17 protein-coding genes are annotated in these 15,266 nt (G+C 65.8%); 9 read left to right on the top strand and 8 right to left on the bottom strand.

Features of this window, described 5'->3' with window-relative positions; translation table 11 throughout:
- Window positions 1–112: 112 nt before the first annotated feature.
- From ABD978_RS38270 to ABD978_RS38280, 3 genes are read right to left on the bottom strand one after another with little or no spacing between them, the layout of a single operon-like run.
- On the bottom strand, window positions 113–328 hold the full coding sequence (locus ABD978_RS38270; RefSeq protein WP_345365578.1) for a hypothetical protein: 216 nt from the start codon (window positions 326–328) through the stop codon (window positions 113–115).
- Entirely contained in the window at window positions 321–650 is a 330-nt protein-coding gene (locus ABD978_RS38275; RefSeq protein WP_345365580.1) for a hypothetical protein, read from the bottom strand. Before ABD978_RS38275 ends, ABD978_RS38270 begins: the two co-directional genes overlap by 8 nt.
- Complete coding sequence (locus tag ABD978_RS38280; RefSeq protein ID WP_345365582.1) at window positions 643–1,482, bottom strand: SAM-dependent methyltransferase; 840 nt, start codon at window positions 1,480–1,482, stop codon at window positions 643–645. Before ABD978_RS38280 ends, ABD978_RS38275 begins: the two co-directional genes overlap by 8 nt.
- A 295-nt stretch (window positions 1,483–1,777) precedes the next feature.
- On the opposite strand from ABD978_RS38280, the gene ABD978_RS38285 reads away from it, so the two are divergent.
- On the top strand, window positions 1,778–3,136 hold the full coding sequence (locus ABD978_RS38285; RefSeq protein WP_345365584.1) for a hypothetical protein: 1,359 nt from the start codon (window positions 1,778–1,780) through the stop codon (window positions 3,134–3,136).
- Here the strand turns inward: ABD978_RS38285 and ABD978_RS38290 are convergent.
- The 3 genes from ABD978_RS38290 to ABD978_RS38300 form a co-directional block, all read right to left on the bottom strand.
- Window positions 3,091–3,642, bottom strand: coding sequence for a GNAT family N-acetyltransferase (locus ABD978_RS38290; protein WP_345365586.1), 552 nt, complete (start codon window positions 3,640–3,642; stop codon window positions 3,091–3,093). The genes ABD978_RS38285 and ABD978_RS38290 overlap by 46 nt on opposite strands.
- Window positions 3,643–4,096: 454 nt before the next feature.
- Window positions 4,097–4,255, bottom strand: a complete 159-nt coding sequence (locus ABD978_RS38295) for a hypothetical protein (protein WP_345365588.1) — start codon at window positions 4,253–4,255, stop codon at window positions 4,097–4,099.
- 134 nt (window positions 4,256–4,389) lie between these two features.
- Window positions 4,390–4,860 (bottom strand): ATP-binding protein, encoded by a 471-nt coding sequence (locus ABD978_RS38300; RefSeq protein WP_345365590.1) that lies wholly within the window; start codon window positions 4,858–4,860, stop codon window positions 4,390–4,392.
- A 480-nt stretch (window positions 4,861–5,340) separates the two neighbouring features.
- Here ABD978_RS38300 and ABD978_RS38305 point away from each other — a divergent pair, with 480 nt between their 5' ends.
- Window positions 5,341–5,661 carry a histone-like nucleoid-structuring protein Lsr2 gene (locus tag ABD978_RS38305; RefSeq protein ID WP_345365592.1) on the top strand — a complete coding sequence of 107 codons (321 nt, stop codon included), beginning with the start codon at window positions 5,341–5,343 and terminating at the stop codon, window positions 5,659–5,661.
- A gap of 186 nt (window positions 5,662–5,847) precedes the next feature.
- Here the strand turns inward: ABD978_RS38305 and ABD978_RS38310 are convergent, their stop codons facing one another.
- Window positions 5,848–6,984, bottom strand: a complete 1,137-nt coding sequence (locus tag ABD978_RS38310) for a hypothetical protein (RefSeq protein ID WP_345365594.1) — start codon at window positions 6,982–6,984, stop codon at window positions 5,848–5,850.
- A gap of 603 nt (window positions 6,985–7,587) precedes the next feature.
- On the opposite strand from ABD978_RS38310, the gene ABD978_RS38315 reads away from it, so the two are divergent.
- From ABD978_RS38315 to ABD978_RS38330, 4 genes are all read left to right on the top strand, one after another.
- Window positions 7,588–7,776, top strand: a complete 189-nt coding sequence (locus tag ABD978_RS38315) for a hypothetical protein (protein WP_345365596.1) — start codon at window positions 7,588–7,590, stop codon at window positions 7,774–7,776.
- The gene (locus ABD978_RS38320) at window positions 7,773–8,669 is read left to right on the top strand and encodes a helix-turn-helix transcriptional regulator (protein WP_345365598.1); all 897 of its coding nucleotides are present in this window, start codon (window positions 7,773–7,775) and stop codon (window positions 8,667–8,669) included. The genes ABD978_RS38315 and ABD978_RS38320 overlap by 4 nt, the downstream gene beginning before the upstream one ends.
- 81 nt (window positions 8,670–8,750) lie before the next feature.
- Window positions 8,751–9,353 carry an NUDIX domain-containing protein gene (locus tag ABD978_RS38325; protein WP_345365600.1) on the top strand — a complete coding sequence of 201 codons (603 nt, stop codon included), beginning with the start codon at window positions 8,751–8,753 and terminating at the stop codon, window positions 9,351–9,353.
- 435 nt (window positions 9,354–9,788) lie between these two features.
- The gene (locus ABD978_RS38330; RefSeq protein ID WP_345365602.1) at window positions 9,789–10,646 is read left to right on the top strand and encodes a hypothetical protein; all 858 of its coding nucleotides are present in this window, start codon (window positions 9,789–9,791) and stop codon (window positions 10,644–10,646) included.
- A 56-nt stretch (window positions 10,647–10,702) separates the two neighbouring features.
- Here ABD978_RS38330 and ABD978_RS38335 read toward each other — a convergent pair whose 3' ends face one another.
- The gene (locus tag ABD978_RS38335; RefSeq protein ID WP_345365604.1) at window positions 10,703–11,293 is read right to left on the bottom strand and encodes a kinase; all 591 of its coding nucleotides are present in this window, start codon (window positions 11,291–11,293) and stop codon (window positions 10,703–10,705) included.
- 729 nt (window positions 11,294–12,022) lie between these two features.
- On the opposite strand from ABD978_RS38335, the gene ABD978_RS38340 reads away from it, so the two are divergent.
- The 3 genes from ABD978_RS38340 (at window position 12,023) to ABD978_RS38350 (ending at window position 15,086) form a co-directional block, all read left to right on the top strand.
- A complete protein-coding gene (locus ABD978_RS38340; RefSeq protein ID WP_345365606.1) occupies window positions 12,023–12,931 on the top strand; it encodes a NucA/NucB deoxyribonuclease domain-containing protein in 909 nt (302 codons plus the stop codon).
- An 81-nt stretch (window positions 12,932–13,012) separates the two neighbouring features.
- A complete protein-coding gene (locus ABD978_RS38345; protein WP_345365608.1) occupies window positions 13,013–14,107 on the top strand; it encodes a hypothetical protein in 1,095 nt (364 codons plus the stop codon).
- 310 nt (window positions 14,108–14,417) lie between these two features.
- Window positions 14,418–15,086 carry a hypothetical protein gene (locus ABD978_RS38350; RefSeq protein ID WP_345365610.1) on the top strand — a complete coding sequence of 223 codons (669 nt, stop codon included), beginning with the start codon at window positions 14,418–14,420 and terminating at the stop codon, window positions 15,084–15,086.
- Window positions 15,087–15,266 lie beyond the last annotated feature (180 nt).

The raw sequence follows: 15,266 nt of genomic DNA on the forward strand, positions 1-15,266 counted from the left end.
TTCGGTCCGCCCGGTGGTCGAGTACGGGATGGGAGTGACTGGTGCGCGCAGCCCGGTACCCGACAAGTAAGCTGACGCGCCTGTCATCGGGCCCGGAGCTGCGCATCCAGGTCTAGGGGGTCAGGGGGGCGCTGGATACGTCGGCGAGTTGGGCGGCGCGGCAGAGGGCGATGAGAGTGTCCGCATCGCCGGCGTCGATGACCGTTTTCTCCCGCGTGCAGGCCGCGAACGCGGTCAGCCCCCTATGCCACGGCGCTGACACGACGACCCAGCCGGGAAGGTGACGCTCCACCTCTGCGGCGATCGCCGCCAGCCGTTCGTCACGCATCGGCGGACTCCTCGACACGGCTTGAGACGACGATGGCTATTCGGCGTGCGGCATAGTCGATCTCGTCGGCAGGGGAGAACGGCTCGACGTCCGGCTCCGGCCGGTGCTCGCCGCGGAGGACTGGACGTGGGCCGAGCCAGAGCCAGCACCACATCAGCGCACCGTCGACTTCCTGGATCTGGACGCTCTGGATGAGTTGCGCGTCCTTGGTGATCTCGTTGATCGCGGTCACGCAGGTCCCGTCAACCTCGATCCGCAGGCCTCTTCCCTTCAGAGCCGCAGAGAGGCGATCGATCAGCGTTCGGGCGCGCTGGTCAGCCATGGCAGACTTCCTCGGGCTTTCGGCCAACGCCACCCAGGAACGGGATTTCTAGGGCCCGATAGCCAGGGCGTCTCCACGTTGATACGGGAACCAGGCCGGGGCGGACGAGTTGGAAGCCGGAGAAGAAGCGCTCGATCTCTTCCTGAGCGCGAGGCACGCCGGGGGCGCTTGCTTCGTCGTAAACCTTGGCCGCGTGCTGCGTCTGCTGATTGAGTTCGGCGTGGCTGAGCACGAGGTAGCTGCCGGGAGCCATCGCCGCGCGGAGTTTCGCGACCGATTCGTAGGGGCCCTCGTCATCACGAACGAAGTGCAGAACCGCGACCGCTAGGACACCGACAGGCTCCTCCCAGTCGATCAGCTTCTTGAGTTCGGGGTGACCGATGATGCCGTCCGGGTCGCGAAGGTCAGCCTGAATGATCGTCGTCCTATCGTTGGTCGCCAGCAAGGCGTGGCCGTTGGCTAGGACGAGCGGGTCGTTGTCCACGTACACCACGCGGGTCTTGGGCGCGCGTTTCTGGGCGACCTGGTGGGTGTTGGTCAGCGTGGGCAGTCCAGCGCCGATGTCGATGATCTGCCGGATTCCTACAGCTCGGAGGTATCTGACTGTCCGCTGAAGGAACTTGCGGTTTTCCCTGGCGATCAGCCGCAGGTCGGGAACCCGCTTGATGGCTTCCTCGGCGGCCTTCCGGTCGGCTGAGGTGTTGTCCTTGCCGCCCAGGTAGTAGTCGTACATGCGAGCGGGATTGGGCCGATCGGGATCGTACTCGGGCTGCGGGAACCTGATCTGTGGAGTTGTCTCCCCTGCCTGGGGGCCGTCCACCGTGCGGTTCATGCTCCGGCGCTCCGGAACACGTGCGGGATCTTCGGCTAGCAACCCCGCGCGCTCCGGTCGGGACGGGTCGTCGTGTCGGTGGAGGCGATCCTGCCTACGCCCCTCGGCGTTGTCGATATCTGCGGACTCTGGATCGTGCATGTGTGCGTGCACTCGCCGGTCCCCTCTTCGTCGCGGTGTTGACGTTATGGCAGTCATGGAACCGCTGCGGTCGGGGGAAATCACAGGTGATACTGGGGGATGGAAGCGGATGGCGGTTCGTCATCCGGAATCATCCGGCCGAGGTGCACGCAACATGACTGCCGATACGACGACACTGGGTGTAAGGCTGCGCGCAGAACGCAAAGACCTGGGATTAAGCGTCATGGGGATGGCCGAGGCGCTACGCGATGCTGCTCCTGAGCGCGAGCGTCGTACCCTGCCGAAACTTCAAGATATCGCCCGGAAGATCCGTGACTGGGAAGCGGGCAAATGGGGCGTTAGTGAGCGCTATCAACTGCTGTACTGCCGCGCCACCGGAAAGACCGAGGAAGACCTCTTTGGCCCTTATTTGAAGGCCCGGAAAGCGACCACCCAGACGGCCGGAACCCAGGCTGCGTGGGAGAAGGACGAGGATGACGTGGAGCGGCGACGGTTGTTGGCGGCTCTGGCTACTCTCGGTGTTGCGACGGTTTCGCCGGTCGCCGATGCGCTGCAAACGATCCGGGGAAGTGTCGAAAACAGCCTCCACCGGGATATCTCGCTCCAAATGGACGAATGGGACGAGAAGGTGGCCGAGTACGGGTACGCCTACCTGTCGACCTCGTTGGACGTGCTGATCGGTGACCTTGCCGCCGACCTGGTTGACCTGCAATCGCTGAAGTTGCGGCTGCCTTCGGCTGATCCTCAGCGCTCACGCTGGTATCGGGTGAACGCCGGGCTCTCCTGGCTGATGGCCAAGTCGCTTGGCAACACCGGACAGACAAGGGACGCGCGTGCGTGGTGGATGACCGCGCAGCACGCTGCGGATGCGTCGGGCGACGTTGACCTGGGCCTGTGGATCGCAGGGGAGCGTCTGATTCGCGGGCTGTATGAGCGCCGGCCGGCAGCCATCCTGCTTCGCCAGGCCGCCACCGTCTTCGAAAGGTCGGGCGGTCGGCCATGCGCCGGCCTGGCGAGCGTCCACAACGTGCGTGCGCAACTGCTGGCGATGGAGGGGCGCGGGAACGAAGCGATTTCCGAGCTGCGGAACGCTGAGGAGGTGTTCGCGCAGCTCCCGTCGTCGGTAACGCAGGACATCGGGTCAACCATGTCCTATGGCGAGGACCGAATTCGGTTCACCGCCGCATGGGTGCATGCGCATCTCGGGCAGCGCGGCCCGCTCGACGACGCAACCGACCGGGCTCTGGCGGTCCTTGGGAACGCCGACCCTCGCAGCACGACGCAAGTCAAGCTCTTGCAGGCTGCTGGGCATGTGCAAGCGGGGGACGTCATGGCTGGCGTCAACCACGCCATGGAGATTTACGAGCGCTGTCCTGCAGAGCATCGGACGGTGATCATGGGCCGGCTCGCTGGCGGGGTGTGGGAAGCCGTTCCGGTAGAACGGCGTAAGGACCCTGCCATCGCGCCCTACCGGGAACTGCTGTCCACCCCTGGCCGCAAGGCGATTATGTAAATGTCGTACGCGGCCTGAGTGGCGCGCGAACCGCCGGGCGTTTGTCCGACCTTGCGCCAGCCCCACCGCTCGTACATCTCCTGTGTGGCCCGTTTAGCCGGGTCTGTAGCCAGGGTGGCGCGGTCCTCGGAGCGTGAGCCCAAGAGCTCGTCTATGAGGGTTCGGCCGAGGCCCTGGCCGCGGCTTGCCGGGAGCACCGCGAGGTCGATGACCGCGAACGTTCGGGTGCCGGGCTCGGCAGTGAACTCGGCTTCGTGGGGTGGCGTCAGGCCGTCCCACCAGGTGGTTTTCGGGCCGAGGGGCAGGCCATAGACGAACCCGATGAGGTGGCCGGAAGCTTCGGCTGCGACGGTGTCGAAGCCCGGGGATGCGGCCTGACGGGAGACGCGCCAGCGTTGATCGTCGAGGCTGTAGCCCGGGAACGCAGCGGCGTAGACCTCCTGGATTTCGTCGAATCGGTTCATCGTCGCCGGGCCATCGAGGTGCAGCAGCGTGGGATCGGACATAGTTGCGATTATCCCTGCTACCCGACCTCTTCTCGAGCATATTGCGAGTTCGGCGCCAGTATGTCACGCCCTGCATTCGGCTGTGCGTGCACCGAACTTCGGTTGTCTAACCTGTTCATGACCTACTTCGCGCGCTGAAGTTACAGCGCAGCTGAGAGAGCACCTGCGCAAAACCACTAGCATGCCAAAGTCTCGAGTCCGCGGACCTGGCCTTCAGCATAAAAACGCTCACCTCATCCTGCCGGATTCGCTCCTGTGCCGCACGATCATCTATAGCGGTCGAAATTAGTCGCCGGACGCGCAGAGAGCGCGTCCGGCGGCACCGACCTGTGCACCGGCGTTCCTGAATCCGCAGCACGGCAACGCTGTGCGACCGAAAGGACATCAGTGTACCTTTCCGGCGCCAATGGCACTAGGTTTGACCTATGGCCTGCGACTTTCCTCTGCTAAGCCATTACTGGTTGCCGTGTCGGTTGCGGCAGGCGTTCTGAAGGGCGGTCCGTACGGCTTCGGGGAAGCGTTCGCGGAGCGACTCTGGGTCGCTGGCGGACACGATGACCAGGGATCCGTAGACGCCCCACCAGTAGCGGCCGTCGAACAGGAATCCGAACATTGGCATCTCTCGCCGGAGCCGAGCCAGTTCGGATTCCCATCCTGGTCCGGCAGGCCGAAGGCAGATAGGGCAGGTTCCTGCCGGGGTGTCCTCGGGGGAATCGCTGACGGGATGAGGGCCGAAGGGAGCGGCGCTCATTGGTTGGCTCCGATGACGAGGGCCGGGGTGGTCGTGAGCCGGACCCATACGACTCGGCTACCGTCCAGGTGCTGGTAGGTGCCGAACTGGCGGGCCAGGACACCGACCCCGTACAGGCCGAGCCTGCCCTCGAGCCGAAGCCGGCGTTTGGATAGGCGCGCAGCCGGGGCGGTGGGGGGCAGGAGGGGTTCGCCATCGCCTCCGCCGTCGATGACCTGGATCTGAACGGAATGACGCCACCGCAGTACCTCCACCGTGAACACCCCGCCTTCACGGCCCGAGCGTGAGTACTTGATCGCGTTGGTGGCCAGTTCCCCGGTCACCCAGGCCGCATCGTCGGCCGCGGAGGCATCGGCGAGCAGGTAGTGCGTGAACCGGCGGGCGGCGCCCACCTGCTGCGGCGTTCCGGCGAACGTGCGCCGCCAGCACAGCACGCCGAGCCGTCGAGGCGTAACCCGACCGCTCAAGCGAATCCACTTACTCCGCCAAATCGCTGCGGCGGCCTGTGTCGAGGTCCTGCGGTCGGAGCGGTCGCCGGGGCCGTTCTTTCGGACGCGCGGAGACGAACTTTGCTCCGGATCTGGCTCAGGACTTGCGGAATTAGCGTCGGCCATTGTTGATCGATTCCTTCGCTGGCGAGAGTCACTTGGAGCGCCATGGGTGATCTGTAATGGCGCACGGATAGACCATCGCTCTATAGGTCGGGAAGCGCCAGTCGAGCTGACTCCTGTTCCCAGGTATCAGTTACCTCGCTTGCGAGGCTGGTTGCCCTAAAACGGGAGCGCCGCCCTTGTTCTGTCTGACGCGTTACTCTGATCGTGCGCTGTGTGCGCGTAGGGCCACGCCTTAGGGGCATCATTGATAGTCGTTATCCGCGACCCGGGAGCGGCCTGTGCTGCTACATTGGCTACGATCGTTATCGGGAATCCATCGAGGAAGGAATGAATATGGCCGAGCAGATCATTAAACGACTTATCGATGATCTGGATGGTAGTGAAGCGGAGGAGACGATCTCGTTCGCTATCGACGGGGTCGCCTATGAAATCGACCTCAGTGCCGAGAACGCGGAAATACTGCGCGATCGTCTGTCGCCGTTCGTGGAGCACGGGCGGCGGGCGGGCGATCTCCGGCGGCCTCGAAGCCGTGCGGTCTCCAGCCGCCAACGCAGCGTGGACATCCGTGCGTGGGCGAAGGCGCGTGGGATCGAGGTCAGCGACCGCGGTCGTATTCCGGCGACGGTCATCGAACAGTACGAGCGAGCGCACTGACACGTACGCTCCTCGCGCCCGCGCGCTTCCACGGAGCGTGTTCCCTGAGCGGCGACCGGGCAGCCCTCCGCCGGTCGGCCGTCAGCCGGTCGGGACCTCCGGCGACGCGGTTTCACTGCCGGCCTGATGTACAGGCAGGATCCCTGCGTTGGATGGACGAAATATCAGGGTGCCGGCAGTGGACGCTCAACCCTCCGTAGGATCAGAGGCGTCATCTGCCGCGTCTGGAGGTTCCCCGCCATCTGGGTCGCCAGCACGACCGTTTAGCCAGTCTTCATCGAGTGCTCTGCTCCATATCTCTCGATGAATCGCTTCGAACCGGCTTGGGGCGACAGGGTGGCCTTTGCGGGCGGCCATGGCGAACCAGTGTGCAGCGGCGCAGTCTCGGCCATGCGCGCGGTCGCGGATGGCCAGGCGGTAGGCGGCGTCTCCGTGTCGGCAGTAGCGAGAGCCGATGTCGAGGTACAGGTCGATCCAGTCGGCTGGACTTCTATCGCCGGTCTTCATGCGCCGGTACATCTCGCTGACGGCCATCTCATAAAGGCACTCTGCAGCGAATTCCAGGCGGTTGGGCGCCTTCTCATCGCGCTGGGTCCTGGAGGTATGCAGGAGTGCCACCGCGATCGGATCATCACCGTCTCGGGCGGCGATCGACAGCCATGCCTCACCTTCTAGAGCGCAGCCGACGCATATTAAAAGCAGGCCAAGGCGGCAGCATGCGTCGAGATCGTGCTGCCGTTCGGCCGCCTCGAGCAGGTCCACGCCGTGCTGACCGAACAGGTTGCGGTAGCGGCTCGCGGTCAGTGATTGGACCAGCCCACCGAATCTTCGCGCCCGGGTGAGATCGGCGGGGGAGGGCGACGCGCCTGTGGGCGCTGGGGAAGCCTCGTCTGCGGAGTGGCCGCTCGCCGTTGCGTCGTTCGACTGCGCGGCGGACGGGTCGCCTAGGTCGACGGTCGGGAAGGACCACGGTGCGGTGTCAAGGGTGCCCTGCTTGGCCCGGTACCAGCGCTCCTTCCAACGCGTCGGGTCGGCGATGTCGTCGGCACCGGAGTTGCCGTGGCGTGCGGCGTGGACGCCGCAGACGGTGATGAAGCTGTACACCCACCTCCAGTCGGGGAGTCGGACGCGTTTGCCCCTGACGGTGTCGTTGATGCTGCTCTTAGACAGGTAGTGCACACCCGGATGAGTGGTCCGCAACTCGGCGGACAACTGCTGAAGCTCGCTGAAGGCCGGCGCGCCGACCTGCAGGTAGAGCTGGTTCAGCTGGGCACACAGCACGTGCACCGCATCGTTACCGGCCCGGGTTGCGTCTTTGCTCATCTACCATCCCATTCAGTACTTGCTTACTCACCTAGCGTAGCCAGATGTGATCGTTGCCTACTCCGCGCGCCGGCTGCCGTGCCGGGTGTGGACCGCTCCGGGCGCTCGCGGCACGAACGCCGCACTCGGCTGACCGCTGTACGGCACCACGGCCAGATGGCCTCGACGGTGGTCGACATACGGTCGCAGCTCGGCGCCGCTTACAACGAAAGCGGATCCAGGCAGGCGTCTGTATAGATAAACCTCAAGTACGGACCGATCCGGATGTGACAAACCGGAGAACCCAGTCCCGGACACCGGACGGCTGGTGAGGGCACCGGGCGGGGCCGCCCTTGACCTCGAGGGTGACCGGTAGACACCGCTGGCAGCAATCCTTTCTCACCAAGCTCAGGCGTTACGCCTCATCCGGCACACAGATCCTGCCTGCGGGCGCCGCAGCGTGATCGTCCGGATGCGTCCGGGAAGGCGCGAATCCCTACCGCCTCCCGCAGCTCAGAGGCCAAGGTCGAACCGCTCACCCCGAGAAGCCACCACGGAGCGAGGAACTCCATGCCGTGCGCCACAGCAACCGACCCGGCCACAGCCCGTCAACCGGTGCCACGCATGACCGACGCGACGTCCGGCCCGCAATCACTCGAAGAAGAGATCACCGCCAGCCTGATGATCCTGCGGCGAATCCTGACCGCCGGACGTATCCCGCCGATCACACCCCTGCCCCACCAGCTTCCCGCCGACGTGCTCATCGACTTTTGGGCCGATGACCTGGCCCCCGAACAGGACAGCGAACAATGACGACCACCACGCCGCCCTCCGGCCGATCCTGCACCAGGCCCGCGCAGACACCGTCCCAGCACTGCGCGATGCTCGCCGTCGACATCGCCGCCTTCGGAACCCGCCAGGACGACGACGTCCAGCAGCACCTGCGCCACGCGCTCTACCGCATCATCGAGCACGCCTGCCAGAACGCAGGCCTTCCGCCGGCGATCTGCCACCGTGAGGACCGCGGCGACGGGATCCTGCTGATCACGCCGCCCTGCATCTCACCAGAGACCCTCATCGACTCACTCGCCAGTCACATCAAGGCCGGGATAGCGCGGCACAACAAAGTCGCCAACGCCACCGGCAGGCTCCGGCTCCGGATGGCCGTGCACGCCGGCCCCGTACGGTTCGACCCGAACGGCGCCTCCGGCCAAGCCCTGATCCACCTGTTCCGGCTCCTGGAAGCCCCCGCGTTCAAGAACGCGTTCGACACCACACGATCGTCCTTCGCTATCGCGGTATCCCACCGGTTGTATGAGGACGTGGTCCGTCACGGACCCGGCCTGATCGACCCCACCACCTACCGCCCCATCACCATCACCCTCAAAGAAACCCAAGCCCCCGCCTGGATCTGCCTGTCACCATCCACCACCGGCTCCCGACAGGGCGCCACCATGCTGACCAGGCAGCCAGCCACCACGCCCACCCTGACAGATGGGGACATCGACACCGCCTGGCTGATTGCCACCGGCTGGACCCGCGAACGCCTCGCCAACGAACTCGGCATCAGCCCCCGCGAAGCCGAAACCCGCATCTGCCGCACCCTGGCCAAACTCTGCCTCGCCGACCCAGCCGACATCGCCATCGCCCTCACCCAACGCCTCCACGACAAGCACCTGCCGCACGCGATCCGAGAGCACTGCTGACCAAAACCGAGCACCCCAGTCGTCACCCCTGGTCATCACGAGCAAAGACCGCGCCAGCCGATAGCCGTGCGGCCTCACGCCGTGAGCGCCGGGTCGCGTCGCACCCTGGCCGCTCACTGCCACCCGGCGCGTTATCCAGGACGGCTCAGCCTGCTGCTGACTAACGTGCGGGGAATGACTCCCGACGCCGCCGCGAAGTACTTCTGGCACGAGGCCCCCGTCGCAGAAGGACTGGAGATCACTCAGGTCTACGGATATCTGATCTGCCCCAGGACCGGCCGCGTCTTGATCCAGGACGATGAGGGAAAGTTCAACCTGCCAGGCGGTACGCCCGAATCGTTCGATGCCGACCTGGTGGACACGCTAGTTCGGGAGGCGTTCGAGGAGAACCAGGTCGTCGTCAGCGACGCGGTCTACCTGGGGTATCAGGAGGTCCACCGGCCGCGCCGCGAGCCTTACGCCCAGGTCCGGATGGTCGGGCTGATCGGCGCGTTCGAACAGCGCCAACCCGATCCGGACAACGGCCGGACGTACCGCCGGCTGATGACGTCGCTGGCGGAGGCACCCAAGGTGCTGGGCTGGGGTGAGCCTGCGGTCGCTCAGGTCAAGCTGGCGGCTCGGATCGCCGAGGAGGCGTGGGGCGTGCCGGTCGGCTCGCCGGAACCGACCGGCTATGTCGATTGACGCACGGCCCCCCAGATACCGGCGAAGGTGGCCCTCCACCTGAGCGCGGTAGTCACGGTCCGTGCCGCGGACCCTCAAGTCCTTTACCGAGTGGAGAGGAGCGCGTCTTGGCTCATCACGGCGATCTTCCCGCGCGGGACGTCTAACGCGTCCGCTGCGCGGTGCTGGATCGCGGCCGCGTCCTGGTGGCCGACCTCAAGGCGCAGGCGATTGCTTGGCCGCTGTGGTGGCCGACGAGGCTGGCGTTGGCGCAGAGTCGATGCGATCACGACCGCCGGACGTTCGTCGCTACGTCCTGGACCGCTTCTGGCCACGGCGCGCCAGCTGAGATACCGGCGTTTACCACGGTGCCCTGCTTGACTCAGGAGAAGTCCCAGCTTGGGACGTGCCTCTCGTCACCACAGGTGAGTGACGAGACGAGAAGGGGGGCACCGAATGTCGCTGAGTCTGGTCAAGGGCCAGTTCAAGATCGTGCGCAGCCAGCCCGATGGGGACTCGATCCACTTCTATCCCGACGATAAGGAGGCCTTCACCAAGCTCAACGTGAGCGCCCATCTGTCCGCAGTCGGCAGTGTGCAGCTGCGCCTGGACGCCATCGACGCGCTCGAAACCCACTACACCCCGCGGAGCGGGACGACGCAGCACCAGCCCCTCGACCTCGCGCACGCCGCCGCCGACCGGCTGCTCGCTCTGCTCGGCTTCACCGACATCCAGCGCGACGGCGAGACGATCACTAGCGCGACTCCGGACCAGACGCCGGGCTACATCCTCACGCGGTTCGCCGACAAGTACGGCCGGCCGGTCTGTTTCCTCTACGCCGGGAACAGCGACCAGGCCGACCTTAGCCCGGTGTATGTCACCACGGAGATTCTCCAGGGCAGCGTGAATCATCAGCTCCTCGCCGAAGGGCTGGTGTACCCGACGTTCTACAGCCAGCTGTACCCGGACCTGCGCACCGAGCTGACAAGTGCCGCCCAGAACGCCCGCACCGCCGGCACCGGGATCTGGCAGAAGGATGCGACGACGAGCGGCGCGACCATCTCCAGCCTCACCGATCTGGACGACCAGATCGTGATTGTCCCCAAGCTGTTCCGCCGTCTCGTCGACTACATCGCCCTTGGCGCGGGAAGCACAGCTCTTGACGGGTTCACGAACTTCCTCGCCAGCCGCGGTGACCGGCTCATCGTCATCCCGGACACCCACGTCACGGGATTCGACACGGTCGTCGAGGTGACCGGCCAGACCGTGCGGCTCACCCACCCGCCTGAGGAACTCGTGTTCATCGAGGCATGAGGCGCAGCCTCGCAGTCCTTAGGCGCCACAGGGGGGCGTTTCCGCGAGCGCCCTTCTCAGGATTTTGGGGAGGCGTCGTGGGACGGTCTGGTGCAGGACGGAGCCAGGCTCGCGTCGCGCATGATCAGTTGAACCGTGGCCTCGAGCGTGCTGGTCTCGGCGATCACGGTCTCGCACCGATCGGGCAGCAGGCCCAGCGGCTGGTACCAGTCCCGCATCTGCTCGGCCCCGAACTCTGCTCGCTGCGGCCGTCCTGCGTGCCGACGGAGCGTCTCTTCCCAAGAGACGTCCAGGTAGAACCAGGCGCTGCGCGGGTGGTCGCGGCGCAGAGCCTGCAACATGGGCCCGTAACGATCGGCGGCCAGGATCCCTTCGAGGATTACGTGATAGCCGGCTCCGAGCGCATGGCGGGTGATCGTATCGATCAGCCCGATGTTCACCCCGCCGGGCACATCATGCTCGCGCAGTATCTGGCGCCGTATGACGTCCTGGCTGACGATCGCCAGGCCGCGGCCATAAGCCGCCCGCACCGCATGGGCGATGCTTGTCTTTCCTGCTCCTGAGTTACCACGCAGGACGATCAGTGTCGGTGAGGCCGTTGAATCGCATCGGTCGTATGAGGACGGCCCTGCTTCGTAATCGGGCACGCCGCTGACGCTAACAGAGTCGTTCCCTGAGGATCTCGCTCTGGGCGGCTGCCATGCCACACATCGGGTCCATGGCATGTGGGCTCTGGGCGTCCGGGTGTTGGGACACGAGCTCCCGCACGTTGCCGGTGATGGTGTCACCGTGCTCGCAGCCTAGACCTGACCCACGAACCCTGCCCTCACCTCTAGGCGACGCCTCGGCCACCCCCGCTGAGCCGCCTCCTGGCTGATAGCACCAGCCCCTACCTCATGGCTCGCCGCAGTTTCCAGAGTCCCGGACCGATGCGCCTCGCACCGCCGGCTCGCTGGGATACGACGGCCGGCCAAGGTGCCCGTCCCGACCTCCTGGCACGCCGTCACCGGACAAGACGGAAAAATCTGAAATAAATAGCCCTAACTGGCATTCCTTCTCATTTAACTTATCGGGCGCCTGTCGCGATAAAGCGAAAACCGATGATGGTCAGTGTCAGGGTTTAACACGATAGCGTGAGCCCCTCCAGCCGCGAGATCATAGCCACGTAACCCCCCGCAGGTCGCCGAGAAAGGAACCCCCCGATGCGCAATAGCTGGATATCGGCATTAATCGTCAGCTTCACCTCGATACTGATCACCGGGTCATCGCCGGCATCGGCGATATCGGCGCCCCACCCTGACGCCGGCCAGGACACGACACGGCCCATCGGACCGGCCGCCGCCCGCGACGGCGATCACGTAGGCGGCGCACTCACGATGGAGCCGATAGCGGCCGGCGCGCCCGGCTCGCTGGCGGCCGAGGACTGCACACCCGGTTACGACCGGACCACGGCCTGCCAGAACGGCGGCGGCTACGCAGAGGTCTACCGAGGCGGACAGACGATCGGGAGGGCGACCTTCACGACGAACTACAAGATCATCCTCGACATCAAGCAGCGGGTCTTCGCCGAGAAGGTCGCGATCCACATCACGTCGGCGACCGGAGTCGGGGCCGGGATCACCGCCCACTTCAAGGGCATGTGCTCCTCGCCGTGCAAGGCCGACAGCCAGGTCCCGTCGGGGTTGATGAAGCCGGGCACCACGATCAAGGGCCTCGTCGCCTACACTGACAGCACCAAGACCAAGCACACCGGCGCGATCACCCATCAGATGTCGGTGACCTATCCCGGCGCGACCTCCACCACGCTTCGGGCGCCGTTCGCCTTGAAGTTCCGGTGCGATGATCTGCTGAAAGGCCAAGGCGCGGGCTGTGTCTGGCCCGACTACACACCGACCATCACCACCCTGAGCGGCCTGCGGTTCATCAGCGCCAACATCCGCCGGTGGCAGGGCCGGGGAGCGCCGAAGCTGCTGCACCGCAACAGCTACCTGACCGACAAGAACCGGTACGAGGTCTGCGGGAAGGCCAAGCTGCCCCCGGGCTGGAAGCCGCCGGCGGGCTGGCCACTGCCGATTTCCGACCCGGACAACAAGCCGACCTGCGACGAGTACGCCTTCGCAAGTAGCAACGAGGGCGGCACGCGTGCCGGCAACGGCTACGACTGGGTGCCCCACGGTGAGAACAACAGCCAGGGCGCCCTGCTGAAGAACTTCTACTACGCCAACCGTGTCCTGAACGCCAAATCGGCCCGGGACGTCGGAGACGGCTTCAACGTCGCCGTCTGACACCGAACCGTGAACGGGGCGGAGGCCGCCTAGCGCCCCGCCCCGTTCGCCTCCTCGTGTGGCCCATGCAGGGCAGGGAAGATGAGCGACGTGGGAACCAGCACGCCCACCGGCCGCAACGACGGCGACGGCGACGGCGACAAGACCGTCTACCGCGGGCTCGTGCGCGCCGATCACCACCAGTACTGGCTACGGGACCAGACCGAGCCGAACCTCGACACGCTGTTCGACAACGACGACCCCGGCGCCCATCCGCTCGTGGCGATCGACGACAGCCGCCACATGGCGTGTGTCCACACCGGCATGTACGGCTTCGACCTCCCCCTGACCATCGAAGCCTGGACGCACCGCCCCGAATCCGACCTGGACCACTGGGAAGAGGCGATCGAGTTCAGCCTGCTCCTCGACGACGGCGCCCGGGTGGAATCCATCCTGTCCGAGGACGGTGGTCTCGACTTCGTCCTGCCCGCCCCGGCCACGTCGAGTGAGGCAGCATCCGGCAGCTTCCGGGTACGCCTGCACGCCACGGGCCGCCAGCGCGCGGAAGAGATGGAGCACATCTCTCTGGAGCGAGGCGATGAACTGGCCGAAGAACACATGATCCAGATCTGGGCTGCGCCACCAGAACCGGTGCTATGGCTGAAGGAACACCTCTGGCCGGCCTGGGAACCCGACACCTCAGTCCCCAGAACTGACTTCTGCGTGGAGACCGCCACCGGCCAATATTGGCTCAGTGACTACACCACCGGCCGGCACGCCGCCAACGTCACCGGCCGGGGAAACGGCATCATCGTTCCCGAGCCAGGCGGCCACATGGCAGCGATCTTCACCGGGCAGGCCGACAGCATCGTCGAGGTCGTGCGCGACATCCTCCCGGGCGAACCGGAGCTCGAACTCGATGACTGGGAAGAGATTGCCGAGGTTGGCATGGTCTTCACCGGCCCCGACCTCGGCTTCAACTTCCTCGACGAGTCCGCCCCACCGGGGTATGAGTACCTCCCCGCCGAGCCGGGCCAATCCCGCACCTACCGGGTCCGGGTCTCGGTCACCGGCCGCCATCGCCGCTATGAACTGGCAGGCCGCGCTCCCGACGAGCATCGTCACGCCGAACGCCACATGATTCAAATCTGGCCCGCTCCCGAGGGACCACAGAAGATCTGGAAGGCCAGCGGATGACGATCAGGTCGCGGCGCCCGGTCGCCGCTGCGCTGCTGGCCAAGGTCTGCCCGTTGTAGATTGGCCAAGATCTGCTCAGCCACGCCGCCCCCGCGCACCGCCCGCTAGGTCGCTGGCACGTGACTGGACCACCAGATCGCCTCGTCCATCCGGACGATCCCGGTGCACAGTGCCATCCCCAGCGGCCGGCCAGCTAGCGGCGAGCTGACCATCTCGGCGGACGCACTGGGGCGGGTCGTGGCCGCCTTACTCGGCCGGGACGACTCGGGGATTGATCCACAAGCTCGCGATCACCCATACGCTGACTCACATGTCGGACGAAGGTTGGGAGGCCCGCCTCGGGTGGACCCACGGGCTGATTTCCGCAGTCCCGGCCGAGCGGGAAATCGCCCTGCGGCACCATATGGCCACCGGAGCCGCCGTGTTGGCGGCGCTTCAGCGGATGAACGGGCATTGGCACCGCACCCGCGCCGACTACAGCGATCCGGCGTTCCGCCAGTCCATCGCCGAGCACATCGCCGCGCAGCGTTACGGCTTCCCGTCCGGCATCTGGCAGCAGGTCTCCGCGAAGGACGTGCCGCACTGGCCCGGGCTGCCCTACGTCCTCAACTTCCTGGAATGGGAGGCCCGCTACCCGGACCTGTGGACCAAACACGCCAGGCATTGGGGGACCAAGGAAAGCTGGCTGCGAGCTCTCGCCGTCCCCGGGCACGAGGACATCACCCGCGAGCGCCTCGCCGCCATGCTTGAGCTCATCGTGGCCAGGGCCTACCGCTGCAAGGACCGACGCTACGTCGGCATCGCACGCGTCATCGACAGCCCCGAACTCCGCAATCGGCTGGCCTCTGTGGCCGAGCAGCCCAACCCATGGGCCAGGCTCCACGCCACCTACGTACTGGACATGCTGCGGCACCCCGAACGACCCAACACCCGAGCCGTGTGGAAAAGGCATGTGGCCGGAGTGAGGCGGACCGTTTAGCCGACCGCGCGGTGCACCCACGCCATCTTTCGCGTGCCGCCGCGCATGAGGTGAGCCGGACCGGCCCTTGCCACGCATCGGAGGTCCTCGCCATCGACATCGAGGACCGGACGAGCTGTCGGAACAGCACACTCACTGTCCGTCAGACCGGCAGTGTCAACGACGCTCGAATTCTGATCC

This window comes from Actinoallomurus liliacearum, from assembly GCF_039542035.1.
Lineage (GTDB): Bacteria > Actinomycetota > Actinomycetes > Streptosporangiales > Streptosporangiaceae > Actinoallomurus > Actinoallomurus liliacearum.